The sequence below is a fragment of the Limnohabitans sp. genome (assembly GCF_017848645.1).
Taxonomy (GTDB): domain Bacteria; phylum Pseudomonadota; class Gammaproteobacteria; order Burkholderiales; family Burkholderiaceae_C; genus Limnohabitans_A.
This window is the reverse complement of record NZ_JAFEIF010000006.1, coordinates 21,017-44,314: the sequence shown is the minus strand read 5'-3', so window position 1 is coordinate 44,314 and position 23,298 is coordinate 21,017. Positions and strand designations below refer to the sequence as shown.

Here is a 23,298-nt window from a genome sequence, read left to right as displayed (position 1 = left end):
GCCCACCATGAACACGATCACACACGCTTACCGCTCTGAAGGTTTCGGCATTCCCGTCTCGCCGCAAGGCCCAGAGCTGGGCACCCCGTCCAAGCTTCGCCAGCGCCCGGTGGCGGTGGTCATTGGCAGCGGTTTTGGCGGACTGGCCGCAGCGATTCGGCTGAGCGTCAAAGGCTACGAGGTCAAGGTCTTTGAAAAACTCGACGCCCCCGGCGGCCGCGCCTATGTGCACCACCAGGACGGTTTCACGTTTGATGCGGGCCCCACCATCATCACCGCGCCCTTTTTGCTCGAAGAGCTGTGGGCGCTGTGTGGCAAAAGCTTTGCGGGCGACGTGAAGCTGGTGGCCATGGACCCGTTTTACCGCGTGCGTTTTGCAGACGGCACTTGGTTCGACTACAACGGCGACCCCGAGCACATGCGCGCCGAAGTGGCCCGTTTTGAACCCGATGACCTGCCCGGTTACGAACGCTTTTTGGAAGAAGCCGAACGCTGCAAAACCCTGGGTTTTGAAGGCATGGGCGACATGGCCTTTGACAAGGTCAGCGACCTGATGGCCGCCATCCCCGACTTCTTGCGCATGGGCGCCTGGCGCAGCCTCTACAGCCTGGTGGCCAAACACATGCGCAACGACAAGCTGCGCATCGTGATGAGCTTTCACCCGCTTCTGATCGGCGGCAACCCCTTTGCCGTGACCTGCGCCTACGCCCTCATCAACTCGCTGGAGCGCACCTGGGGCGTGCACTCGGCCATGGGCGGCACCGGGGCGATTGTCAAAGGCTTGGTCAGCCTGCTGGAAGAACGCGGCGTGCCGCTGCGCTGCAACGCACCCGTCACACAAATTCGCATCGAAAACGGCCGTGCCTGTGGCGTCGAACTGCAAAGCGGCGAGTTCGTGCCCGCCGACATCGTGGTGAGCAACGGCGACACCGCCTGGACCTACAAAAACCTGGTGGCCCCAGAGCACCGCCGCGTGTGGACCGACCGCAAGATCGCCAACGGCAAGTACTCCATGGGCTTGTTTGTCTGGTATTTCGGCACCTCCAAACAATACCCTGACGTGCCGCACCACATGATGGTGCTGGGCCCGCGCTACAAAGGTCTGCTGCAAGACATCTTCAACAAGCACAAACTCGCCGAGGACTTCAGCCTGTATCTGCACCGCCCCACCGCCACCGACCCCTCTTTGGCGCCCGAAGGCTGTGACACCTTTTATGTGCTCTCGCCCGTGCCGCACATGGACAGCGGCACAGACTGGCCTGCGTTTGCTGAGACCTACCGCGCCGCGATTGCCGAGAGCCTGGAAGCCAGCGTGTTGCCCGGTCTGCGCGACTGCATCGTGACCAGCAAGGTCAGCACACCGCAGGATTTTCAGGACAACTTGTGGTCGTACAAAGGCGCAGGCTTTGGCCTGGAGCCGCTGCTGCTGCAAAGCGCGTGGTTCCGTCCGCACAACCGCAGCGAGGATGTGCCGGGCCTGTTTGTGGTCGGTGCCAGCACGCACCCTGGCGCGGGCGTGCCGGGTGTGCTCATGTCGGCCAAAGCTTTGGAATCGGTGGTCCCCCATGTCAACGTCTGAACGCACCCCCAACGCCGTGAGTTTGCAAGAACTCGACTTCGACTCGCAAGACCTGCAGGCCTGCGTGGCCATGATGCAGGGCGGCTCCAAAACCTTTTTTGCGGCCAGCCGCCTGCTGCCACCCCGCGTGCGCACGGCAGCCATCGCGCTCTATGCCTTTTGCCGCGTGGCCGACGACCTGGTGGACGAAGCCGCTGCGGGCGACACCCCACTCGATGTGCTCCAAGAGCGCTTGGACGCCATCTATGCGGGCACCCCACACGACCATGTGGAAGACCACGCGCTGAGCCTGGTGGTGCAGCAGTACAAACTGCCGCGCCATTTGCTCGACGCCCTCATCGAAGGCTTTGCCTGGGACTCTGGGGGCCGATGCTACGACAGCATCGAAGACCTGCACGCCTATGGCGCCCGCGTAGCAGGCAGTGTGGGCGCGATGATGAGTTGGATCATGGGCCCACAAAGCATGGACACGCTGGCCCGTGCCTGCGAGTTGGGCGTGGCCATGCAGCTCACCAACATCGCCCGCGACGTGGGGCACGACGCCAGCATCGGCCGCCTGTACCTGCCGCGCCGCTGGCTGGTGGAAGCCGGTGTTCAGCCCGAAGCCTGGATGGCCGAGCCCACCTTCTCACCAGCCATCGCCAGTGTGGTGGCGCGCTTGCTCGACGAAGCCGACCGCCTGTACAAACAAGCGCATTCGGGCATTGCCGCCCTGCCGCCCGACTGCCGCGCCGCCATTTGCGCGGCCAGCATGATCTACGCCGAAATCGGCCACCAACTGCGCCGCGAAGGCCTGGACTCGGTCAACAAACGCACGGTGGTGAGCACCACGCGCAAGCTCATGCTGCTGGCCAGCGCTTGGACCCAGGTGCACTGGATCCGCGTGGCCGACCACAGCCCCGCGCCGCTGGCCGCCATCGTGGGCCTGGTGCAAGGCTGCCGCGACGCCGCTCAGCAAACCGGCAACAAAGCGTACTTTCCGAACCGGGCCATGCCCCAACGCGTGGCCTGGATGCTGAACTTGTTCGAGCGCCGCGAAACCGAGCGCCTGGACCGCAACGCACTGCGTCAAAACCCATGAGGGTGCCCAGCCACAGCATCAATGTGCGCCTGCTGTACGTGAGCCGCGCCGTCGGCCCACAAACCACCACGATGACCACCACCATCTTGGCTCAAGCCCAAGCCCACAACGCCGCGCAAGGCATCACGGGTGTGCTGTGCCAAGGTCAAGGCTTTTTCTTTCAGGTGATCGAAGGCGAGCGCAGCAAGGTCAACGCGCTGTACCGCCGCATCAGTGCCGACACACGACACCAGGACGTGGAGATCTTGCACTACGAAGAAATTCACGAACGCCGCTTTGGCCAATGGTCCATGGCGCTGGTGCACCTGTCGGTGGACGACCCCATGGTCAAACTGCACCACCCCGACTTCGACCCTTATTCGGCCTCCGGCCCGCAAGTCATGCAGCAGGTGCTGGATTTGCTGGAATCGGGGCAGCCCATTCGGATGCCTGCGGCTTGAGTCGCATCTTGCTTCACATCTGATCAATCGCCGTATTCACCGCTGGCGCTTCGCCCGGCTTGTCCGACAGTGAAAAGCGGTCTTCGGTGCGGGTGTAAAAACTCGCGCCAAAGCGGGCCACTGGCTTGTAGTCGCGCAGGTTGACACGCCAGGCTTCGGTGTCGATCAGGCCATCACGGGCGGCCAGCCACTGGATGCGGCCGATGAAAACGTAGCGGCTGGGGGTTTCGAGCTTTTCGTGCAGCACACACTCAAACGCAATGGGCGCTTCCTGGATGCGCGGGGGGGCCACGGTGTGCGAGGGCACGGGCGTCAGGCCCACGGCGGTCAACTCGCTCACGTCAGAAGGCATGGACTCGCCACAGTTGTGCATTTTTTGCGCCATGGGCTCGTCGGACATGTGCACCACAAACTGGCCGTTGTGCAAGATGTTGGCAGCCGTGTCTTTGAGGCGGCCGTCTTGCAGGCGGTTGATGCTGATCATCAAAATGGGCGGGTCTTCGCCAATCATGTTGAACATCGAAAACGGCGCGGCATTGATCACACCATTGGCGCCGAGCGTGGTCACCAGGGCGATGGGCCGGGGCACGATCAGGCTGGCCATGAGCTTGTAGCGCTGGTAGCTGCTGATCTGGTCAAAGTCGACTTCGGTCATGAAGGGGTTCCACACGGTGGGGGTTGAGGGACGTTACAAAAAAAAACGGCAGCATCCAGTCTAGCCCTCGCTGGATGCCGCCGCCGGTGGGTGGCGTGAAAGCCTTGGCTGGCGCTCAGGCGATCACTTCGACCTTGGCGCGTTTGGCCACCGCGCTCCAGGTGGTGATTTGTGACTGGATGAGCTTGACGAAATCGTCGCCCACCACAGGGGTCTTGCGGGCCAAGGTTTGCACCTCTTCGAGCCGCGCCACCACATCGGGCTTGGCCAAGATTTCAGGGATGAGCGCGGTCAGTCGCTGCGCAATCGGGGCGGGTAAGTTCTTGGGCGCAGACAGACCCAACCACTGTGAGCCTGTCAGCGAGCCATAGCCCAACTCGGCAAAGGTGGGGATGTTGGGGAAAGCCGCCATGCGTGTGGGTGTGGACACGGCCAAGGCGCGCAGCGAGCCGGCCTTGAGCTGGTTGACGTTGGTGGTGACGGGGTCAAACACGCTGTCGATCTGGCCACCCAGCAGGTCTTGCATGGCCGGGGCGCTGCCTTGGTAGGGCACATGGTCGTGCTCGTTGGCCTGGCCTTCGATTTTGAGCAGCTCGCCATACAGGTGGTTGGCCGAGCCAATGCCCGAAGTGCCAAAGCGCACGGGTTTGGTTTTGGCGGCGTTCACATACTGGGCCAACGTTTGGTAAGGCGACTGGGCCCGCACCAGCAGCAGCATGGGCGCTTCGACCAGCATGCCCATGTGGGTGAAGTCGTTGACCGGATCAAAGGGCATGGTGCGGCGTGTGGCCGTGGCATAAATGTGAACCGAAGCGTGGCTGACCAAGAGGGTGTAGCCATCGGCGGCCTGGCGCGACGCGAATTCGGTGCCGATCAAACCGCCAGCCCCTGCGCGGTTGTCCACCACCACGGTTTGCGACAAGGCGCTTGAGAGGTGCGGCGCCATCATGCGCGCCACGGTGTCCACCAGGCCACCGGGTGGGTATTGGCAGATCAAACGGATCGGGCCTTTGCTGGGCCAGGCAGAAGACTGGGCGTGGACCCACGGGGCAGCCAATGTGGCGGCACCCGCAGCCAATAAATCACGACGTTTCATGGGGACTCCTAGAGCAAATCAAGGTTGAAAAAAGGGCTTGACCACCGGCCAGCGGTGTCTCTATGCAGGAGGTGTGCCAACCCGGCACGATGGATGCTTTCAGGAGTGGTACACGCACAAGGCCCTTTGGCCTTGCACTGGCCCGGCCTTTTGGCCACACCAAAACGGGGCTGACCTGCCCAAGGCCGCACCGTTTTGAGTTGGGCGGGTGCACAGGTTTGGGGCGGATGGCACACGCACCCCAAAAAGGAAGCTCCCGTATGGACACCACCTCACAGCGCCGCTATTTGCTGATCAACCCCAACACCAACCCGATGACCACACAGCGACTGCAGGAAGTCTTGCAGCCCCAAGTGCCGCCGGGTGTGCAGCTGGTTGTGCAGACCGCCCAATTTGGCGCCCCCTACATCGCCTGCGAAGCCAGCCATGCGGTGGCGGCCCATGCGTGTCTGGATGTGTGGACCACGCACCGGGGCACGCCAGAGCAGCCGCTGGACGGCGTGCTGATTGGCTGCTTTGGCGACCCGGGTTTGTTCGCACTGCGCGAAGTCAGTGGCTGCCCGGTGACGGGTCTGGCCGAGGCCTCATTCATCCAGGCCGCTGCGCTGGGGCCTTTTGCCATCGTGACCGGGGGCGAGCGCTGGAAGCCCATGCTGCAGCGCCTGGCCAAGGGTCTGGGTTATGGCGAACAGCTGCGGCACATCGAAACCGTGGCCCCCACCGGGGCGGCGCTGCAAGCCGACCCAGAGATGGCCATTCAATGTCTCAGCCAAGCTTGCCAAAACGCAGCGCAGCACGGTGTGGCCAGCATCATCTTGGGCGGTGCAGGTTTGGCCGGTTACGCCCGGCTGCTGCAAGCCCACTGCGACCTGCCCTTGATCGACAGCGCCCAGGCAGGCTGGGAGGTCTTGCTGCAACAACAGGCCCCCGCTGCGCCGACAAGCCACGATGGTTTTTATGTGCAATGGCAGTGCATCCCCGATGCGTTCGGGGACATCTCAACCAGAAGTTAAGGATGAACATTTGAAACATGGATTGAGGCGATGGGCACAAACAACGCCCAGCAGTCGTTTCGCATCAACTGCCCCACTCCTCACCCAAACTCTGCGCCTGCTCCAACACCAGCTCCACCGCCGCGTCGGCCTGGTCGGGCGGGTATTTGTATTTGCGCAAAATCCGCTTGACCATCAATCGCAGCTGCGCCCGCACGCTTTCGCGTTCTGACCAATCGGTTTTGAGGTTGGCCCGCAAACTGGCGGTCAGCTCCTGGGCGATCTTTTTCAGGATCTCGTCTTGCAGCAAACGCACGGCCGACTCGTTGTTGGCCAGCGCGTCGTAGAACTTCACCTCGTCTTCGTGCAGGCCCAGCTGCTCGCCCCGGTTGGCCGCTTCGCGGAACTTGCGGGCCATGGCGATCAGCTCCTCCATGACCTGGGCGGTTTCGATGCTGCGGTTCTGGTTGCGGCGAATCACGTCGGCCAGCATGTCGCTGAACTTGCGGTCTTGCACCACGTTGCTCGCAAATCGGCTTTTGATCTCGCCCTGCAGCAGCCGCTCCAGCAGCTCTACCGCCAGATTCTTCTCGGGCAGGTTTTGCACCTGCGCCAAAAACGCCTCGTCCAGCAGGCCGATGTTGGGCTTGTCCAGGCCCACCGACTGGAAGATGTCCACCACCTCGCCCGACACCACGGCCGAGTTGATGATCTGGCGAATCGCCAGCTCGCGCTCCTCGTCGGTCTTGCGCTGCGCGCTCGCATCGCGCTTGGTCAGGATCACCTTGACCGCCTGCATGAAAGCCACTTCGTCACGGTGCGCCTTGGCCTCGGGCAAAGTGCAGCACAGGCTAAAGGCGTGGCTCATGGCCAGCGCGTGGTCGGCAAAACGCTTTTTGCCGTCGCGCTCTTTGTCTGACTTGAGGCCCAGCACATGGTTGGCCGCACCCGCCAGCACACGGTGCCCGCCCGTTAAAAAGTCTGAATAGTCAAAGCCGTGCAGCATAGCCTGCAGCACGTCGAGCTTTTCCAGCATCACGGCCAGCGCCTCGCGGGCGTCCACCGTGGGTTTGCCTCGGCCTTTGCTGGCCGTGTATTCCTTCATGGCGGCTTTGAGGTCTTCACCAATGCCGATGTAATCCACCACCAAGCCGCCCTGCTTGTCCTTGAACACGCGGTTCACCCGGGCAATCGCCTGCATCAGGTTGTGGCCCTTCATGGGCTTGTCCACGTAAAGCGTGTGCACACAAGGCGCATCAAAACCGGTGAGCCACATGTCGCGCACGATCACCAGCTTGAGCGGGTCTTGTGGGTCTTTGAAACGCTTTTCCAAACGCTTTTTGACCAGACCGCTGTGAATGTGCGGGCGCAGCAAAGGCTTGTCACTTGCGCTGCCGGTCATCACGATCTTGATCGCGCCCTGCTCCGGGTCGTCGTGGTGCCAGTCGGGGCGCAGCTTGACGATCTCGTTGTAGAGGTGCGCGCAAATCTCGCGGCTCATGGCCACCACCATGGCCTTGCCGTCTTGCGCGTTGTTGCGCTCTTCAAAGTGCGCCACCAGGTCGGCCGCCACGCTGGCAATGCGCGGCTCGGCCCCCACCACTTTTTCCAAAGCGGCCCACTGGCTCTTGAGCTTGGCTTGTGTGCTCTCTTCCTCGTCCTCGGCCAGCTCGTCCACCTCGTCGTCCAGGTGCGTGATGTCGGCCTCGTTCAGGCTCAGCTTGGCCAGGCGGCTCTCGTAATAAATGGCCACCGTCGCGCCGTCTTCTTGCGCCTGCTGCATGTCGTACACATGGATGTAGTCGCCAAACACGGCCCGCGTGTCGCGGTCGGTGCTGCTGACGGGTGTGCCGGTGAAGGCCACAAAGGTGGCATTGGGCAGCGCATCGCGCAGGTGTTGGGCGTAGCCGACTTGGTACTTGGCGATTTGGTTGACCACGTACTCGGGCGGCGCAAAGTCGGCGGTGCTGGCCACGCTGGGGCCATCGCCTGTGCTGAGGGCTTGTGCGGGGCTCGCCCCTGGTTTGGGTTTGTGCAGCTTGAGCTTGGCCTCAAACCCATACTGCGTGCGATGCGCCTCGTCCACGATCACCACAATGTTGCGCCGTGCGCTGAGCATCGGGAAAATGTCTTCGTCCTCACCCGGCATGAACTTCTGAATGGTGGCGAAGATGATGCCGCCAGACGGCCGGTTGGCCAGCAGCTCGCGCAGCTCCTGGCGCGTGCGGGCTTGCTGGGGCTGCTCGCGCAGCAAATCCTGGCTCAGGCTGAACACGCCCATCAGCTGGCCGTCCAGATCGTTGCGGTCGGTGATGACCACGATGGTCGGGTTTTCCAGCCGGGGCTCTTGCATCACGCGGGCGGCAAAGCAGGTCATGGTGATGCTCTTGCCGCTGCCCTGCGTGTGCCACACCACGCCACCTTTGCCTCGCCAGATTTCATCGAGCGTGCTGGCCGCGTGCACCACTTGCTCCACCGCTGCACGCACGGCATGAAACTGGTGGTAGCCCGCCACCTTTTTGACCAACTTGCCGTCGTCCTCGAACAGCACAAAAAAGCGCAGGTAATCCAGCAAATTGGCGGGCGACAAAATGCCGCGCACCAAAGTCTCCAGCTCCTGGAACTTGCCCAGCGGGTCCAGCGCCACGCCATCGATCGTGCGCCACTGCATGAAGCGCTCGGCCGTGGCCGACAGCGAGCCCATGCGGGCCTCGATGCCATCGGCAATCACCAACAAACCGTTGTAGGTGAAGACATCGGCAATCTGCTCTTTGTAGGTCTGAATCTGGTCAAACGCCTTCCAGATGTCGGCATTCAGGTCGGCCGGGTTCTTGAGCTCAATGAGCACCAGCGGCAAACCATTGACAAACAAAATGATGTCGGGCCTGCGCGTGTGGCGCGGCCCCTTGATGCTGAACTGCTGCACCGCCAGCCACTCGTTGCGGCTTGCGTCTTGCCAATCCACCAGGCGTACAAAGTCACCTCGTGTCTCGCCATCCTTTTGGTACTGCACATGCACGCCCGTGACCAAAACCCGGTGAAACGCCCGGTTGCCCGACAACAAAGCAGGCTGCCCCATGTCGAGCACTTGCCGAAAAGCATCCTCGCGGGCGGCGGCGGGCACGGCCGGGTTGAGCCGGTCAATGGCTGCACGCAAACAAGGCACCAACACCACATCCCGACTGCTGGCCCGCACCAAGCGCTGGTCCAGATCTGGGTCGCGGGCGTTGAGCGGTGTGTAACCTACAGAGGCCAGCCAGCCGAGGGCTTCTTGTTCGAGTTGGTCTTCGGTCATGTGTGTCAATCGGCGTTCGACAGGGTCCAGATCTGTTTAAGTGGCAGTTCTAGGCGAATGTCTTCATCAAGCTTGCTGTAGTTGGCCAGTAGCTGGGCAATCAAGTCTTCTTGGTTCCAAAGTCTGACCTTGAAGAACTTCACGGGAACTTCTTTCAAAACGGTTGGCTTGAAGCCAGACCATGAGACAAACAGCCCCTGATCGGCATTGACGCTTTGCATCGCTCCAATCAGTTGTGTGAACTCTGGGCGGTCAGCAGGGGTGTTACCCGACTTCACCTGAACGCAAATTCTGGGGTGGTCAAATCCAAATGGCCCGCCAGCCGCAAGAATGTCGATGCCTTTGTCTGGCCCCTCAGGGCTCAAGTACGTCGTGAAGCCTTGTGCTTTCAAGACAGCATCCACGAGGCGAGCCATCCCGTGACCTTTGAATTTCTGAATGATCAGTTTTGCAATGGCGTCCCGAGAAAGTTGTTCAAGATCAATTTCGGCCTCATCTTCATCAAAAACGTCAGGCAGTGCTGCGGCGACGATATCCGTGAGGCGAACGTTTTGTGTTTGCCCATTTGCCAAAGCTTTGACACGCTTCTCGGCATCGTTGCGCTTGATTTCGCAAATGGTCATGATCGCGCCCAACGAGAACAATAAATCCTGATCAAAAGCGCTACGCGGCAGATCTGTATTGATCCATCGGACCTCTCGATAATGACCGTACTTGCCTTCAGCATCTGGATTGAAGTCGTAAGCAGATTTCACTTCTCCGACGGCCACCGTCCCGGTCGATTTGCGTGGAACCACCACATAGTCCCCCGGCTTCATGCCCAAGGTGAATGCCCAAATTTGCCCCGTCCAGTTGCCAAGACGTCGGGTCGGTTCAGCTGGAAAAGAACGCTGCATTAGTGCTTTGATGTCCTCATAAGTGGCAGCGCTCGAAAGACCCGTTGATTCCAAACCGCCCCAAGTCAGGTAAATGCGGTTGTCTTCAAAAAAACGCGGTTCATGTTCACCGTATTTACCAGCGCGTACAAGCCAAAGTGCCATAGTGTGTCCTTGTTAAATTGTTTCTGTTGCGGCTTCAGCCAGGCTGAGTTGACCGGAGATCAGGCGGGGGAGAAGGGTGTCGCGAAGTGACGCCAACTCTTGAATTTGCGTCAGATGCGCGCGAGCGATCAATGGTTGGACCGTCTCCGAAAATGCCTTCAAAACATCGTCAGGCGGACATGCCACCAATTCAGTTTCTAGGAAATGCGTTGTCTGGAAATTGGCAATCCCCGTGCTTTGGTTTTGGTATTCCCATGTCTTTCCTTGCGCGTAGATGTAGGACAGGTGTTGTGCGAGCAGCATGCCTACCTCTTTGTCCACAGGGCGCAATAAACGGCAGAAACTAGCGGGTTCAACAGGGCAATCGAACTGGCTCAACAAAGCATCGGAAAGGTACAAAGAGCGGCCCGTCGGTTGGTCTTTGCTGCCACCCGAAACTTCCAGCAAAAGGTCACCGTCTTCCAGTTTTCGACCCGACAACTTTTTCTGTGAGGTGTAACGAACAGGCACTCGGCTGTTCGCGTTGGTCTGCAAATCTGGTATGTCTGTTCCGCGAATGATGGCAACACGGGTGTCATTCATCTCATCAGCCACATCACTGCCCCAATCGCCGCCAATTGTGTGGCGCAGCAATTGACCAAATGGGACGAGTTTCCACCCCTTCGGCACAGGCTCCAATTCCGACTCTTCAAAGCTCTCAGGGAACAGGGCGGCGGTGGCTTCATCCATGCCTTCGGGGGCGCGGCCTTGCATTTTGGCGTGGACGGGGTCGAAGTCAACGAACCAGGACTTGAACAGGGCTTGGGCGATGGCTTCGAGGGTGGCGTTGGTTTCGCGCAGGAGGGTGATGCGGTCGTCGAGCTGCTTAAGCACATCCACCATGGCGCGCTGAACCTCGATTGGAGGTAATGGAACTTCCAAAGCAGCAATCGCTTTACCCGTCAGATGCTTGATCGTTGTGCCAGTGAAATGAGGCTCCAGCAATCCGGCTTTTGCAGACAGCTGGAACCAATAAAACAGGTAGTAGTTATCCAGCGTGTCCTTGGGCCGTATACGATGCAACGCTTTTTGCACCTTCATTCCAGCTGGGCCTGTCCAAATAGCGCATCGCCCTGGCTCACCACCTTCGCAGACAACCAAGTCACCCGGCTTCAGGCTGTAACGCTCTTCTTCATGGGGCTCGAATCGCATTTCAGCCAAGTCGTTCAGATCAAACTGCCCCCATCGAACATTGCTGTTGCCCAAATAGGGCAGTGGCGTGCCCTTGTTCTTTTTGGCGTCAAGCATCTTGCCAAGGCAAGCATCAACATGATGCCCTAACCGCACTGTCGGCCACTCTGTACTCATACCCCATCCCCCAACTTCAAAAACACCACATATTCATTCATCACATCCAGCGCAATGGTCTTGCCCGCTTGCAAGGCGGCCAAGTGTTCGGGGGTGAGGGTGAAGCGTTCCCCGCCCCAGCGCTGGCCAAAGGGGGTTTCGTTGCCATCGGCATCAAAGGGCTGATCGACGATCAGCACGTTGGTGTGCTTGTCTTGTCTTTGGGTCATGGTGTTTTAGGCTCCCACACTTCACGGCTTAGAAAGGGGGTCAGGCCTGCGGCCCTCACAGATTGAAAACGATCCATCGCGGCAGTCACTCTTTGCAGTTCAGGGCTGATCCACCCGATGACGTTGAGAATCAATTGGTGTTGGGCGTCCAAGTCACGCCAATGCACGATGCGCTCGTGGTGAAAGACGCGGTTGCGCAAACCCCGAACTTGCTCCAGGTCGTTTTTGCGATCTTTGCGTTTGTGCATGCTTTTGGGTAAGTGCGGAAAAACAGCCTTGATTCCCCTGGGCAAAAACGGCGTGTGCTGTTCGTAGTGCGCCTCAAAAAGGCTTGTCCAAAATCCGAATTGCAACTCGGATACCACGCGCCCGGCAGTGAGGGGCTTGTTCATTTTTTGAATTTTGATTTTGACTTTTCTCACCTCATCTTGCGCCCACATCGTGAGACCAAAAGAGGGTGCTTCATACCAGTCTTCTCGTCCCATCAACCGGGTCAAATGATGATGAATGGCATTGCGCAATGCGATTTCACAGTTTTGCAATGCAGGGTAGAGGCTCTCGCACAAGGCCATGTTGAGCATGTAGCGTGCCAATGTGATCTTGGGGTCGATGTGTTCGCCATGGCGCATGGCATAGGCCAGCAATCGCTCGGAAGAAATATGCGTTTCGACTTGCTGGATAAAGGAGTGAGGCATGTCGCGTTTGATTTATCGTAAAATTAAGCGGTAAGCCTCGGAACTCCCTCTCCCGCTCTTTGCGGCGGTGACTGGAGCCGAGGTTTCTTTTTTTGTGGGTTCAAAACGCATACCCCAGCCCCCCCAGCTTCTGGCGGATCAACGCGTCCAGCTCTGCGCCTTTGGCCATTTGCTCGCCCAGCTTGGCGGTGAGCGTTTGCATCTTGTCGGCAAAGGCCTCGTCGTCGTCTTCCACTTCTTCGGCCCCCACATAGCGGCCAGGGGTGAGCACATGACCGTGTTGGGCGATTTCGGCCAGGGGCACGCTGCGGCAAAAGCCTGCAATGTCCTGGTAGTCGGCGCTGCCGGTGCGCCACGCGGCCACGGTTTGGCCGATGCGCTCGATGACTTCGTCGGTCAGCTCGCTTTGCACGCGGCTGATCATGCTGCCCAGCTTGCGGGCGTCGATGAACAGCACTTCGCCTTTGCGCTTTTTCTGTTTGGCTAGGAACCACAAGCACGCGGGGATTTGCGTGTTGAAGAACAGTTGGCCGGGCAAGGCGATCATGACTTCCACCACGTCGGCATCGACCATGGCGGCGCGGATCTGGCCTTCGCTGTTTTGGCTGGAACTCATGCTGCCGTTGGCCAACACCACACCGGCGCGGCCGGTGGGCTTGAGGTGGTACAGGATGTGTTGCAACCAGGCGTAGTTGGCGTTGCCTTGAGGTGGTGTGCCGTACACCCAGCGGGCGTCACCCTCCAGGCTGGCGTGCCACCAGTCGCTGATGTTGAAGGGCGGGTTGGCCAAGCTGAAGTCGGCCCGCAGGTCGGGGTGTTGGTTGCGGGTGAAGGTGTCGGCCGCTTCTTTGCCCAGGTTGTAGTCCATGCCCCGAATGACGAGGTTCATGGCCGCCAAGCGCCAGGTGGTGGGGTTGGCTTCTTGGCCGTAAATAGACACATCGCCCGGCTGGCCGCCATGGTCTTCAATGAAGCGCTCGGACTGCACGTACATGCCGCCCGAACCGCAGCAGCAGTCGTACAGCAAACCTTTGCTGGGCGAGAGCACGGCCACCAAAGTTTTGACGATGCTGGCGGGCGTGTAGAACTGCCCGCCCCGCTTACCTTCGGCGCTGGCGAACATGCCCAGAAAATACTCGTACACCTGCCCCAAAATGTCGCGGGCTTTGGAAGGATCGTCACCAAAGCCAACGCGTGAAATCAGGTTGACCAGCTCGCCCAGCTTGCCGTCGGGCAATTGGGCGCGGGCAAAGCGTTTGTCCAGAATGCCTTTGAGTCGGGGGTTGTCGGCTTCGATCAGGGTCAAGGCGTCGTCGATGCGCTTGCCAATGTCGGGCTGGGGTGCGGCTGCACGCAATGCGTCCCAGCGGGCACCCTCGGGCACCCAAAACACGTTTTCGCTGGTGTAGTAGTCGCGATCTTCCAGCTCGGCGGCGATGTCTTCATCAGCCGCATCGCCATAAAACATCTCGTCAGCCGGGTCGCGCAGACGCAGCGTCAGCTCGGCCTGGCGGGCCACAAAGGCGTCGGAGATGTATTTGACGAAGATGAGGCCGAGCACCAAGTGCTTGTATTCGGCGGCGTCCATGTTGGCGCGCAGTTTGTCGGCCGATGCCCAGAGGGTCTTTTTGATGTCGTCGAGCATGAGTGTTTGTTGGGGGCCATCAGGCAGCCCACGGGGCTGCAGCCAATCGGTTTTTGGAATTTGTCTATTTTTGACTGAATCGGGGGCGGGCTTGGCGTGGGTGCGGCTATTTTTTGTCATGGATGGTGCCTATGGGCAAAAGTGCCAAGGGATCTGGCAAGCTCACGCCCCATGAATTGGAATGACACCTTGTCGGCCGTAGGCCCTGTCTTTGCCCAAGGCCTGTTTTTGGGCCTGGGCCTGATCGTAGCCATTGGGGCACAAAACGCTTTTGTTTTGCGCCAGGGCTTGCGGCGTGAGCATGTGGGCAGCGTGGTGGTGTTTTGCGCGGTCGCCGATGCGGTGCTGATCACGGCGGGGGTGTTCGGCATGGCGCAGGCGCTGGGCGACAGGCCTGAGCTGGCGCGTGGCCTGGCTTTGGGCGGTGCGGCGTTTTTGGCGGTGTATGGCTGGCGTGCGCTGCAGCGGGCGCGCCAGGCCAACACGCTGGATGTAAACAGCTTTGGCCAAGGCCTGAGCCGTGGGGCGGCGCTCGCGCAAGCGGCGGCCTTCACCTTGCTCAACCCGCATGTGTATCTGGACACGGTGCTCTTGGTGGGCAGCATCGGCGCACAACAGCCCGCGCCCCTGCAAGGCTGGTTTGCGGCCGGAGCGAGTGCAGCCAGCCTGCTGTGGTTCAGCGCCTTGGGCTTTGGGGCGCGTTGGCTGGCCCCTTGGTTTGCACGGCCACGCGCTTGGCAGGTGCTGGACGCGCTGATCGGTGTGACCATGTGGGTGCTGTCGCTCTTGTTGGTGCGCCACGTTGTGAACGGGCTTTGATGTCTTTCAAACTGATGGAAATAAAAAATTTGACTTTTATTTCATTCGGAAATATACTTGCGGATTGTTCTGCCATACCCGCATGAACAACACGCAGATGGCTCACAAGGCGTCTGCATAGGCATCGATTGACTTCGAACACCGTCTCCTGTTGAGCTGCAGGCCTCGGCATTTTTCTCACAGCTCTGCGCAAGCCCCTGGATGGTTTGCGACTCGATTGATTTTGATTTCCCCGATTACCACCCGCACGGGCTCCCCGGTCGCTTCGCCCTCGACACACCCTTTTTGCACCGGCCTCGGCCGAACAACAGCTGCCACGGCTTTGCGCCAGGCTCGCCCTGCTCTGCAAGGCTTGGACCTGACGCCCGGACTGCACCACACGGCTTGTGCTTTCACCCAACATGCTGCGCGCCGCGTGCTCGACACCACACGCAACTGGCTGCAAAACAGCCCCAGCCCCGAACAAATGCGCTAAGGCCTCACGGCCCCTGGCGCGTTTCCCTGCGGCCTCTCGGCAACTGCCAAGAATCCGCTTTTCCCTGCATGTCGGCTTCGTTTTGAAGCTGCCACGCCACCTCTCTGAAAGGCTCAACCATGAGCAGCAAAATTTACGTGGGCAACTTGCCTTACACCATCGACGACGCCAGCTTGCGTCAAAACTTTTCTGAATTTGGCGGCGTGATGTCGGCCAAAGTCATGATGGACCGCGACACCGGTCGCTCCAAGGGTTTCGCCTTTGTGGAAATGTCCAGCGCCGAAGAAGCCCAAGCCGCCATCACCGGCCTGAACGGCATGTCGGTCAGCGGTCGCTCGATCGTGGTGAACATCTCCAAGCCCAAAGAGCCGAGCACCGGCTACGGCAGCGGTTACCGCGACACACGCAACTGATCAGTTTCAGGCGCCCACAAAAAAGCCGCTTCACAGCGGCTTTTTTGTGGTCGGGGCTTTTTTCGAAGTCCCCAGGCCATGGGGCGCTTTACTTGCGTGGGCCCTTTGGACGGTTGAACCAGTTGGCCAGCATGAACAGGCCAAAAACCACGAACATGATGATGAGGATGTGTTTGATTTCCATGGTGAGTCCTTGGGTTGCGGGGTGATCTTGAAAAGGCGTAGGGAATAATTATGCTCAGATGTCGGGCGGGCGTACAGCAGCGGGCGCATAACGCAGCAAAGGTCCCATGGCCCACAGGGTCATGCCCAGCAAAAGAATCTCGATGGCATAGACGGCCGAGTAGCCCATGACAGGGGTGCTGATCAGGGCCACACCGTCGCGCACCAAGCCGCCTGCCGCCATGCCCACACCCGCAGCGGTGGCCTGCACGGCGCCCCAGGCGCCCATGGCCAGACCGATCTGCCCCGGTGGGGCCAGCTGCATGGTGGCCGTGAGGGTGCCGTGTGCAAACAAACCACCCCCTAAGCCAATCAAGAAAATGCCCAGTACAAACAAGGCGGGCATGGTCAGAGGGCCAGAGGCAATGACGCAGACAAAAGCAGGCAAACCGACCCAGGCTCCCCAGCCGGACATGCGGTAGGCGTCGCCACCGCGCCCCAATACACGCGAGGCCCAGGCAAAACCAATCAGGCCGCCCAGCGCCAGGGTGGCCGAGAGCAAGGTGGTGCTGGACACACTCATATGCAAAATCTCGCCGCCATAGGGCTCGAGCAAAACATCTTCCATGGTGAAGGCCATGGTGCCCAGGCCCACCGCCAACAAGCGCCGCACGGTGTTGGGCCCTTGGCAAAACAGTTGCCAGGCTTGCGCGAAGGTGTGTTCGATGGGCATGCCGGGTTTGCGCAGTCGGCTACGCGGCTCTTGCTTCCAAAGCGCCACCACATTCAGCACCAGCGTGGTCACGGCCACGGCCTGGACCACACGAATCAGTTGACCAGGGCTGTAGTCGTGCAGCAAATAGCCCAGCACCAAGGCGCTGCCGATCATGCCGATCAGCTGCATGACGTACATGAGGCCCACCACCTGGGGCTGGCGCTCAGGCGGGGCCAGGTCGGTGGCCAGGGCCAGGCCTGCGGTTTGCACGGTGTGCATGCCCAGGCCTACCAACAAAAACGCACCCGCTGCGCCCAGCTGGCCGACCCAGGCCGGGGCCTGGCTGGCTTGCCCGGCACCCGCGAGCACCAAGAGCGCAAACGGCATGATGGAAAAGCCGCCAAACTGCAGCAGACTGCCCATCCAGATGTAGGGCACTCGCCGCCAGCCCAGTTGCGAGCGGTGGTTGTCCGAGCGAAAACCAATGAGCGCGCGCAAAGGCGCAATCAGCAGGGGCAGCGCCACCATGAAGGACACCAGCGTGGCGGAGACTTTGAGCTCCACGATCATCACGCGGTTGAGGGTGCCCACCAGCATGACCATGGCCATGCCGACAGAAATTTGAAACAGCGACAAGCGCAGCAAACGCGACAGCGGCAAATCATCGCTGGCGGCGTCGGCAAAGGGGAGAAACCGGGGACCCCAACTGGCCAAAGCCATGCCCCAGTTGCTGCGATTTTTGGTGGTGTTCATAAATCAAGAGAAAGACCAGGCGCTTGCGCGCCTGGCCGTTCGGGCTTTCACCCTTTACTTCTTCACCGCAGCATCCGCAGCAGGCGCCGCAGCGACCACTTTGGTACCACCGTTCAGGAAGCTTTTCACCCAGGTGGTGTTCGTTGTCAGGGCCAAATGCACGCTGAACGACGAAATCGCCACAGCCGCAATGAACACCGGAATACCCACCGAAGGCTTCACCACACACCACATTTTGGAGTAGATCATGATGATTTTCCTTTACTTGAGCCAGGGTGAATAGATGTAGGCCAGCAGGTGCGCAAATGCGGCAATCATGCCGAAGATTTGCGTACCCTGGATGAGATTGCGGTGAATCTCTTCCGATTCGGCCTCGGTCAGTCCCGTTGGCCAGACTTTGTCTGAGTTAGACATAGTTTTCTCCTTGCAGAAGACGTGCACGGCCCGCACGAGGGCTATTCTTGGCCACCGCGGCCAGGAATGGGGTTGCCTTGACATCACGTTCAAGGTTGTTCATCTCAAGCCCGCCTTGGCATGCGAAAAGGCAGCATGGCTTGAACCACCGGTGACACCAAACGCGGCACCGACAGGGTTTCGTGAAAGGCGAGCAAGGGCTCGCCTGCGTAATCAAATTGCAGCAAGGCACGCTGGTAAAACGGCGTGTCTTCGAGTTGTTCGTGCACACGCACGCTCTGCGTGCTGCGCATGCGCCGGTCGATGCGCCAGCCGGTCTTGGACAGGCGCTGCACCGGGGGCGTGGCGATGGGCTCGACCGTGCCTTGTGGCGTGAAGCGCAGCGAGAGCACGCGGTCTTCGGTGCCAGGCGATTGCATGTCGTAAAACACCACGGTGCTGCCGTCGCGTGTGCGGGCACGGGACCAGTCCCAGGTGTGAAAACCCCGGTCCACCGGCTCGTCGCCTTCGTTGGAGTCCAGATACGCGTGGCCTTGCCATTTCAGATCGGGGGCACTCAAGTCCACCTCGATGCGCGAGGCGGGCGCCAGCGGCCCCCAGCGGTGCTGCGCATTCACATCAAGCGGTGTCGAGTAAGCAAACAACTGCTGCGGCCAGAGCTTGATGCGGCCGCGCACGCGGCGCGGAATGGGCACACACACCTCATCGATGTCGATGGTCAGGCAGTTGCCGTCCCAGCTCAATTGGCTCGGGCCGATGGTGAACTGGCGAGCGCTGCGGGCGCAGTGGCGCTGGCCGCGCTCGGTCATGGCCCAGCGGCCTTGGCCTTTGCTGTAGATGGCCACGTTCAGAGCGCAATGGTTGTCTGCAGAGGCCTTGCCGCGCCCACGCGCCCAAGCGTAATAAGGCGAGAACACACTGCCCACAAACGCAATGAGGGTGATGCCGTGTTGGCCGTCGTCACTCATGGCGTCGACATACCACCACAGGTAGCCCCCGTCGGGAACGTGCTGGTCGAAGCGAGGCTCGCCATCAGCGCCTCGGCCGCCCGCTGCCCGGACAAAGCCGCCATCGGCACGCCCGGCCCCGGGTGCACGCTGCCCCCCGCCAGATACAGGCCCTGCAGGGGTGTGGTGGAGCCAGGTCGGCTGAAGATGCTGGTCCAGCCGTGCGTCGCCTGCCCGTAAAGCGCTCCCCCGCTGGCCGGAAAGCGTCGATGGAAATCCTGTGGCGTCGTGCGCAGGCTGTTGCTCGCCGTGGGTTGCAGGTGCAGGCCCAGTTGGCGCAGGTGCTGAAAGGTGTGCGTTTGGCATTGTTCTAAAGCCTCCTCGGTGATTGCGCTGCCATCACCGCAGGCGGGGGCGTTGACCAAACAAAACAGGCGCTCGGCTTGGCCGTGCGACAACTGAGCGGGTCGGTCTTGTGCACAGACATAGACCGTGGGCTGCTCGGGCAAGCGCTGGCGCTCAAAGATGTCTTCGAACTCGCTGGCGTAGGTGCTCTGAAAAAACACGTTGTGCCGGTCCAGCGCCACGCCATCGGCAGGGGTGTGCATGGACCAGGTCAAGGCCGACAGGGAGCGTGGCGGCGCGTCTGTTGGCACAGCGCGGCGCACGTCCTCGCCCAGCAAGCCTTGGCGCAGAGCGGCGGCGTCGCCATTAAAAATAACGCGGTCGGCCGGTAAAAATTCACCCGACTGCAGGTGCACACCGCACACACGGCCCTGGCGCTGCTCGATGCGCTGGCAAGTGCTGTGGTAGCGGAACACCGCACCACGGCGACGGGCCACACGGGCCAGTGCCTGGGCCATACAGACCATGCCGCCTTCAACCGACCATACCCCGTCCATCTCGACCTGCGCGATCAGCATGAGCGTGGCCGGCGACTGCCAAGGCGATGAGCCGCAGTAGGTGGCGTAGCGCGCAAACAGCTGGCGCAAACGCGGGTCTGAAAACTGGTGGCCCAGTTGTTGCCACAGGCTGCGCATGGGGCCAAGTTGGGCCAACACACCCAAACCTTTGAAACCCAAGTCGCCCATGAAGCCACCCATGCTGGGGCGCTGGGCGCGGATCATCGGACCTTCGAGCGTGGCGTAGAGCTGGCGTGTGGTCTTGCAAAAATCTCTGAAGCGCCGGGCTTCGTCGCCACCCGACCAGGCGGCAATGGCCGCCTCGCTCTCGCGTGCGTCGGCCGATAAATCGAGCTGGCTGCCATCGGGCCAGAAGTGGCGCGCGAGCACCTGCAGCGGCGTGATGCGCATCTCGGCCTCGACGCTGGTGCCCACACTGCGCAGCAAGTCGTCGAAGACCCAGCGCATGGTGAACACGGTGGGGCCACTGTCGATGTGGGCGCCGTTCACCTCGCGGCTGTGCACCTTGCCACCGGGCGCGCCCGAGGCTTCAACCACGGTGACATCGAGCCCTTGGTGCGCGAGCTGGATCGCGCTGCACAAGCCGCCCATGCCCGCGCCGACGATGACGACGCGGTGCTCAGACATGGCTGACCTCCAGGCTGGGCACACCGGCCAGGCGGCTGTCGGCCAGCGCTGCATCGAATGGGGCGGTGCTATGAACGGCCTTGGCGGGCGCATCGAAGCTGCGGCCTTGCCAGACACCGGCCATCTGCAGCACCTGCATGCGCACGAACAGCGATTCGGAAAAAAACTGGTGCTTGTAAGCAGCGGCACTGGCCACCTGGTGTGCGCCCTGGCGGGCGTACTGCAGCATGGCGGCCGTGTCCTGCCACAGGCTGAAGGTGCATTGGCGCACCAAAGGCGCCTCGCCCAGGCCCATGGCGAGCAGGCAACCAGGAGCTTGGCCCAGGTCGGCTTGCGCGGCCGGGGCATAACGCCAAAAAGCCATGGCCTTGGTGGGCACGATGCTGGCACGGGTGAGCACAGCAAAGGGTGCTGTGTGCGGCAGGCTATCCAAGCCCAAGCTTGGTCCGGCCTGATCGCCCTTCTCTTCCTTCTCGCCCGACAGGCCCAGCGCTTGTGCGCTGCTCGCTTGCCAGGCTTGTTTGTCCCAATGGCCCCGGGCCGATTGCACGGACAACACGCCTGTCCAGCACTCGCGGGCACGGCTGCGGTAGGCCTGCACCGCTGGACTGTCCAGAAACTTCAGGGCCAGATCGAGGTGGCTGAAGGTGCAGATCAGCCCCTGGTGCGTGGCACTGGGGCGCAAGCTGAAACCGCCACCATGGCCACTGCCCATGACCTTGACCATGGTCAGACCGGGCACGTCCTTGTAGGGCGTGGCCCCGGCCACCAGACGCAACCAGCCCCAGCCCTGGTGCTGGCGCAAAAAATCGGCCAGCAACACCACCACCACGCCGGACAGCGGGTCATGAAGTGAGGGGAGTGCGTCCATGACGGGGTCCGGTGTGGGGCGAAGGCCGTGCGCGACTACTTTGAAGCTGTAGCGGGTGCTGTTTGGGCTGCAGCCACCTTGGCTGCTGCCAAGGCAGGTTTGAGCAACTCAGGGAAGTCCTTGGCCATGGGCGCGCCGTTCAGCGGCTTGTAGGCCCCTTGGTGGCACGTGGCGCAATTGAGCTTGGCCACATCACCCATGGGGCCCTTGCGGTGGGCCGGGAAGACTTCGGTCAAAGGCTCCATGAAGGTCAGGTTCAGGTCCCGCGCCATGCGGATGCCGTGCCAGGCCGTCACGCGCTGTGGCGGGCTGTTTTCCCAGTTCTGGAAGGACTGCGTGTTGTGGCAATAGGTGCAGTTCACGCCCAACGAAGTCGACATGTGCGTCATCAGGCCATAGGTCCACTCGGCTTGCTTGATCGACTGGCGGTTGCCCGAGGGCAGCGCGGTGGGGCCGTTCACACGGATGTTCTGCTTGTCCAGCAAAAACGGGGTGAACGGGTCGTTGGGCAGCGATGACAAATTGACCACGGCCGAAGGCTCGTTTTGTCCGGCCTTGTCGCCCATGAAGTTCGAGCCATAAGGCTGCGGGTTGGACTTGAACCAGATGGCGCTAGGCACCGGCTCGCCACGGTGGCATGTGTAGCAGGTCACGCCCGTCTGGGCGACGTGCGGCTGCCAGTCGGCGTTGATGTGCTGGGTCATCTCGACCATGCGTCGCGCCACCACCTTGGTGTACTTGCTGTCGTCTTCAAAGTTGGGCAAGGCGTGGCAATAGGCGCAACCTTCGTTGGGCGCCACCCAGCTGGTCATGGAGACCATCAGGCGGTTGAAATCGCCCACGCTCAGGTCGCCCAGGACCTTGACGTTTTTGTACACCTGAGAGGCCTTGGGGCCATCAGACCCTGCCGCAGGGATGACCGCAGGCGGTTGGTTCTTTTCGGTTTTGACTTCGAGCAGGCGCGCGTTGTAGACCTGCACCATGCCGGTGCCCCGGTAGCCGCTTTGCACCGATTCGGGAATCGGGCGTTCGCAACCGGCCAGCACAAGGCCGACCAGTGCCAGGCCCAAGCCTTTGGCCATGCGGCCCATCCATCGGGATTGAAGTGTGGTGATGGGGTTCATGGCTTGACTCCTGTGCTCAGCGCGGGGTCAACCATCGCTGGAAAAATTTCGGGGTACGGTGGCGCCACGCCATGCTTGATGGCCCAGAGGTACCAGTTGTCCACCACGGTGCCGGTCAGCAAGATGCCGATGCCGCCGGTGATGGGGCACAGGACCGCAAACCACCAGGCCCAGCGGTGAATCGATTCCATGGTGGCGTTGAAGCCCATGGTCCAGCGCCAGAACAAGGCCGCACGCTCAGAGGCCGTGCCCCGGTCGGTGATCTGCTCGATCTCGCGTTCGCCACCAAAGCGGGTCACGGCCAGAATGGTCGCGCCGTGCATGGCAAACAGCAGGGCCGAGCCATAGAGGAACACGATGGACAGCGCGTGGAAGGGGTTGTAGAACAGGTTGCCGTAGCGCAGCGAGAAAGCCGCCGTCCAGTCCAGGTGGGAGAAGATGCCATAAGGCACAGCCTCACCCCATGAACCCATCAAGATGGGGCGGAACAAGCCCAGCACCAGGAACAACCAGATGGCGGCTGCAAAGGCCCAAGCGATGTGTGTGCCCATGCCCAGCTCAACCGCACGGCGGTAGGTGCGGGCCCACCAGAACATGATCGATGCGGTGAGGAACAAACCCACGATGAGGAACCAGCCGCCCTGGTTGAGTGGCGGCATGCTCAGGCCATAGCTGGGCGGCGGCGGCTCCAGCGACAGCCAGAACAGCTGGCGCACGAACTGGATCGGGTCGTAGTTGACCGAGGCCAGCATGTTCATGCCGATCAGGGTGAAGGCGATCAAGCCAAACACGAGCGAAGCCAGACCCAGGCCACCGAGGTAGATGGGACCGAGCTGGGCGTTGCCCAGTTTGCCGATCCAGTAGTTGATCAGGGGTTGTCCGGTGCGTGGGCTGTTGCCGTGTCCAAGCTCCACCCCGTGGTGGACTGGACCCACGGCTTGCACCGTGGTGAACAGGTTTTGATAGTCGGCCATTTGCGGT

General features: G+C 61.1%; 23 protein-coding genes. 7 read left to right on the top strand and 16 right to left on the bottom strand.

Annotated elements, in window-relative coordinates; translation table 11 throughout:
* Positions 1–7 precede the first annotated feature (7 nt).
* The 3 genes from QZ190_RS01920 to QZ190_RS01910 are packed head-to-tail and all read left to right on the top strand — an operon-like array spanning position 8 to position 3,100.
* A complete protein-coding gene (locus QZ190_RS01920) occupies positions 8–1,579 on the top strand; it encodes a phytoene desaturase (protein ID WP_291912899.1) in 1,572 nt (523 codons plus the stop codon).
* Positions 1,566–2,660, top strand: a complete 1,095-nt coding sequence (locus QZ190_RS01915; RefSeq protein WP_291912897.1) for a phytoene/squalene synthase family protein — start codon at positions 1,566–1,568, stop codon at positions 2,658–2,660. Before QZ190_RS01920 ends, QZ190_RS01915 begins: the two co-directional genes overlap by 14 nt.
* Positions 2,657–3,100, top strand: a complete 444-nt coding sequence (locus QZ190_RS01910) for a BLUF domain-containing protein (protein ID WP_291912895.1) — start codon at positions 2,657–2,659, stop codon at positions 3,098–3,100. Before QZ190_RS01915 ends, QZ190_RS01910 begins: the two co-directional genes overlap by 4 nt.
* A gap of 13 nt (positions 3,101–3,113) precedes the next feature.
* On the opposite strand, the gene QZ190_RS01905 is transcribed toward QZ190_RS01910, so the two are convergent.
* A complete protein-coding gene (locus QZ190_RS01905; protein ID WP_291912893.1) occupies positions 3,114–3,755 on the bottom strand; it encodes a flavin reductase family protein in 642 nt (213 codons plus the stop codon).
* Between the two features lie 115 nt (positions 3,756–3,870).
* Positions 3,871–4,851 carry a tripartite tricarboxylate transporter substrate binding protein gene (locus tag QZ190_RS01900; RefSeq protein WP_291912891.1) on the bottom strand — a complete coding sequence of 327 codons (981 nt, stop codon included), beginning with the start codon at positions 4,849–4,851 and terminating at the stop codon, positions 3,871–3,873.
* 260 nt (positions 4,852–5,111) lie between these two features.
* Here QZ190_RS01900 and QZ190_RS01895 point away from each other — a divergent pair, with 260 nt between their 5' ends.
* Positions 5,112–5,864, top strand: coding sequence for an aspartate/glutamate racemase family protein (locus QZ190_RS01895; protein WP_291912889.1), 753 nt, complete (start codon positions 5,112–5,114; stop codon positions 5,862–5,864).
* Positions 5,865–5,928: 64 nt separating this feature from the next.
* Here QZ190_RS01895 and QZ190_RS01890 read toward each other — a convergent pair whose 3' ends face one another.
* From QZ190_RS01890 to QZ190_RS01865, 6 genes are all read right to left on the bottom strand, one after another.
* Positions 5,929–9,138, bottom strand: coding sequence for a type I restriction endonuclease subunit R (locus QZ190_RS01890; RefSeq protein ID WP_291912887.1), 3,210 nt, complete (start codon positions 9,136–9,138; stop codon positions 5,929–5,931).
* A 5-nt stretch (positions 9,139–9,143) separates the two neighbouring features.
* On the bottom strand, positions 9,144–10,178 hold the full coding sequence (locus tag QZ190_RS01885) for a restriction endonuclease (protein ID WP_291912886.1): 1,035 nt from the start codon (positions 10,176–10,178) through the stop codon (positions 9,144–9,146).
* A 12-nt stretch (positions 10,179–10,190) separates the two neighbouring features.
* On the bottom strand, positions 10,191–11,465 hold the full coding sequence (locus QZ190_RS01880) for a restriction endonuclease subunit S (RefSeq protein ID WP_291912884.1): 1,275 nt from the start codon (positions 11,463–11,465) through the stop codon (positions 10,191–10,193).
* Positions 11,466–11,521: 56 nt separating this feature from the next.
* Positions 11,522–11,734: a hypothetical protein gene (locus QZ190_RS01875; RefSeq protein WP_291912882.1), complete on the bottom strand. Its 213-nt coding sequence runs from the start codon at positions 11,732–11,734 to the stop codon at positions 11,522–11,524.
* Complete coding sequence (locus QZ190_RS01870; RefSeq protein WP_291912881.1) at positions 11,731–12,429, bottom strand: hypothetical protein; 699 nt, start codon at positions 12,427–12,429, stop codon at positions 11,731–11,733. Before QZ190_RS01870 ends, QZ190_RS01875 begins: the two co-directional genes overlap by 4 nt.
* Before the next feature lie 100 nt (positions 12,430–12,529).
* Entirely contained in the window at positions 12,530–14,074 is a 1,545-nt protein-coding gene (locus tag QZ190_RS01865) for a class I SAM-dependent DNA methyltransferase (RefSeq protein ID WP_291912880.1), read from the bottom strand.
* 171 nt (positions 14,075–14,245) lie between these two features.
* On the opposite strand from QZ190_RS01865, the gene QZ190_RS01860 reads away from it, so the two are divergent.
* The 3 genes from QZ190_RS01860 to QZ190_RS01850 all read left to right on the top strand — a co-directional run bounded on the left by QZ190_RS01860 (position 14,246) and on the right by QZ190_RS01850 (position 15,781).
* Complete coding sequence (locus tag QZ190_RS01860; protein WP_291912878.1) at positions 14,246–14,893, top strand: LysE/ArgO family amino acid transporter; 648 nt, start codon at positions 14,246–14,248, stop codon at positions 14,891–14,893.
* 223 nt (positions 14,894–15,116) lie between these two features.
* Entirely contained in the window at positions 15,117–15,368 is a 252-nt protein-coding gene (locus QZ190_RS01855) for a hypothetical protein (RefSeq protein WP_291912876.1), read from the top strand.
* Positions 15,369–15,487: 119 nt separating this feature from the next.
* On the top strand, positions 15,488–15,781 hold the full coding sequence (locus QZ190_RS01850) for an RNA-binding protein (RefSeq protein ID WP_062403242.1): 294 nt from the start codon (positions 15,488–15,490) through the stop codon (positions 15,779–15,781).
* Positions 15,782–16,019: 238 nt separating this feature from the next.
* Here the strand turns inward: QZ190_RS01850 and QZ190_RS01845 are convergent, their stop codons facing one another.
* The 8 genes from QZ190_RS01845 to pufM form a co-directional block, all read right to left on the bottom strand.
* Positions 16,020–17,411, bottom strand: coding sequence for a PucC family protein (locus QZ190_RS01845; RefSeq protein WP_291912869.1), 1,392 nt, complete (start codon positions 17,409–17,411; stop codon positions 16,020–16,022).
* A 54-nt stretch (positions 17,412–17,465) separates the two neighbouring features.
* The gene (locus QZ190_RS01840; RefSeq protein ID WP_291912867.1) at positions 17,466–17,660 is read right to left on the bottom strand and encodes a light-harvesting protein; all 195 of its coding nucleotides are present in this window, start codon (positions 17,658–17,660) and stop codon (positions 17,466–17,468) included.
* Between the two features lie 12 nt (positions 17,661–17,672).
* The gene (pufB, locus tag QZ190_RS01835) at positions 17,673–17,825 is read right to left on the bottom strand and encodes a light-harvesting antenna LH1, beta subunit (RefSeq protein ID WP_019429105.1); all 153 of its coding nucleotides are present in this window, start codon (positions 17,823–17,825) and stop codon (positions 17,673–17,675) included.
* A 104-nt stretch (positions 17,826–17,929) separates the two neighbouring features.
* Positions 17,930–18,793: a carotenoid 1,2-hydratase gene (locus tag QZ190_RS01830; RefSeq protein WP_291912862.1), complete on the bottom strand. Its 864-nt coding sequence runs from the start codon at positions 18,791–18,793 to the stop codon at positions 17,930–17,932.
* Positions 18,790–20,322: a 1-hydroxycarotenoid 3,4-desaturase CrtD gene (gene crtD / locus QZ190_RS01825; RefSeq protein WP_291912860.1), complete on the bottom strand. Its 1,533-nt coding sequence runs from the start codon at positions 20,320–20,322 to the stop codon at positions 18,790–18,792. The genes QZ190_RS01830 and crtD overlap by 4 nt, the downstream gene beginning before the upstream one ends.
* A complete protein-coding gene (locus tag QZ190_RS01820) occupies positions 20,315–21,193 on the bottom strand; it encodes a hypothetical protein (protein WP_291912859.1) in 879 nt (292 codons plus the stop codon). Before QZ190_RS01820 ends, crtD begins: the two co-directional genes overlap by 8 nt.
* 35 nt (positions 21,194–21,228) lie before the next feature.
* A complete protein-coding gene (gene pufC / locus QZ190_RS01815; protein WP_291912858.1) occupies positions 21,229–22,317 on the bottom strand; it encodes a photosynthetic reaction center cytochrome PufC in 1,089 nt (362 codons plus the stop codon).
* Positions 22,314–23,291, bottom strand: coding sequence for a photosynthetic reaction center subunit M (pufM, locus tag QZ190_RS01810; protein ID WP_291912857.1), 978 nt, complete (start codon positions 23,289–23,291; stop codon positions 22,314–22,316). Before pufM ends, pufC begins: the two co-directional genes overlap by 4 nt.
* Positions 23,292–23,298: the final 7 nt, after the last annotated feature.

Bases quoted from the DNA above. Each gene is read 5' to 3' on its own strand.
- QZ190_RS01920 (WP_291912899.1), top strand. From the start codon at position 8: ATGAACACGATCACACACGCTTACCGCTCTGAAGGTTTCGGCATTCCC.
- QZ190_RS01915 (WP_291912897.1), top strand. From the start codon at position 1,566: ATGTCAACGTCTGAACGCACCCCCAACGCCGTGAGTTTGCAAGAACTC.
- QZ190_RS01910 (WP_291912895.1), top strand. From the start codon at position 2,657: ATGAGGGTGCCCAGCCACAGCATCAATGTGCGCCTGCTGTACGTGAGC.
- QZ190_RS01905 (WP_291912893.1), bottom strand. From the start codon at position 3,755: ATGACCGAAGTCGACTTTGACCAGATCAGCAGCTACCAGCGCTACAAG.
- QZ190_RS01900 (WP_291912891.1), bottom strand. From the start codon at position 4,851: ATGAAACGTCGTGATTTATTGGCTGCGGGTGCCGCCACATTGGCTGCC.
- QZ190_RS01895 (WP_291912889.1), top strand. From the start codon at position 5,112: ATGGACACCACCTCACAGCGCCGCTATTTGCTGATCAACCCCAACACC.
- QZ190_RS01890 (WP_291912887.1), bottom strand. From the start codon at position 9,138: ATGACCGAAGACCAACTCGAACAAGAAGCCCTCGGCTGGCTGGCCTCT.
- QZ190_RS01885 (WP_291912886.1), bottom strand. From the start codon at position 10,178: ATGGCACTTTGGCTTGTACGCGCTGGTAAATACGGTGAACATGAACCG.
- QZ190_RS01880 (WP_291912884.1), bottom strand. From the start codon at position 11,465: ATGCTTGACGCCAAAAAGAACAAGGGCACGCCACTGCCCTATTTGGGC.
- QZ190_RS01875 (WP_291912882.1), bottom strand. From the start codon at position 11,734: ATGACCCAAAGACAAGACAAGCACACCAACGTGCTGATCGTCGATCAG.
- QZ190_RS01870 (WP_291912881.1), bottom strand. From the start codon at position 12,429: ATGCCTCACTCCTTTATCCAGCAAGTCGAAACGCATATTTCTTCCGAG.
- QZ190_RS01865 (WP_291912880.1), bottom strand. From the start codon at position 14,074: ATGCTCGACGACATCAAAAAGACCCTCTGGGCATCGGCCGACAAACTG.
- QZ190_RS01860 (WP_291912878.1), top strand. From the start codon at position 14,246: ATGAATTGGAATGACACCTTGTCGGCCGTAGGCCCTGTCTTTGCCCAA.
- QZ190_RS01850 (WP_062403242.1), top strand. From the start codon at position 15,488: ATGAGCAGCAAAATTTACGTGGGCAACTTGCCTTACACCATCGACGAC.
- QZ190_RS01845 (WP_291912869.1), bottom strand. From the start codon at position 17,411: ATGAACACCACCAAAAATCGCAGCAACTGGGGCATGGCTTTGGCCAGT.
- QZ190_RS01840 (WP_291912867.1), bottom strand. From the start codon at position 17,660: ATGATCTACTCCAAAATGTGGTGTGTGGTGAAGCCTTCGGTGGGTATT.
- pufB (WP_019429105.1), bottom strand. From the start codon at position 17,825: ATGTCTAACTCAGACAAAGTCTGGCCAACGGGACTGACCGAGGCCGAA.
- QZ190_RS01830 (WP_291912862.1), bottom strand. From the start codon at position 18,793: ATGAGTGACGACGGCCAACACGGCATCACCCTCATTGCGTTTGTGGGC.
- crtD (WP_291912860.1), bottom strand. From the start codon at position 20,322: ATGTCTGAGCACCGCGTCGTCATCGTCGGCGCGGGCATGGGCGGCTTG.
- QZ190_RS01820 (WP_291912859.1), bottom strand. From the start codon at position 21,193: ATGGACGCACTCCCCTCACTTCATGACCCGCTGTCCGGCGTGGTGGTG.
- pufC (WP_291912858.1), bottom strand. From the start codon at position 22,317: ATGAACCCCATCACCACACTTCAATCCCGATGGATGGGCCGCATGGCC.
- pufM (WP_291912857.1), bottom strand. From the start codon at position 23,291: ATGGCCGACTATCAAAACCTGTTCACCACGGTGCAAGCCGTGGGTCCA.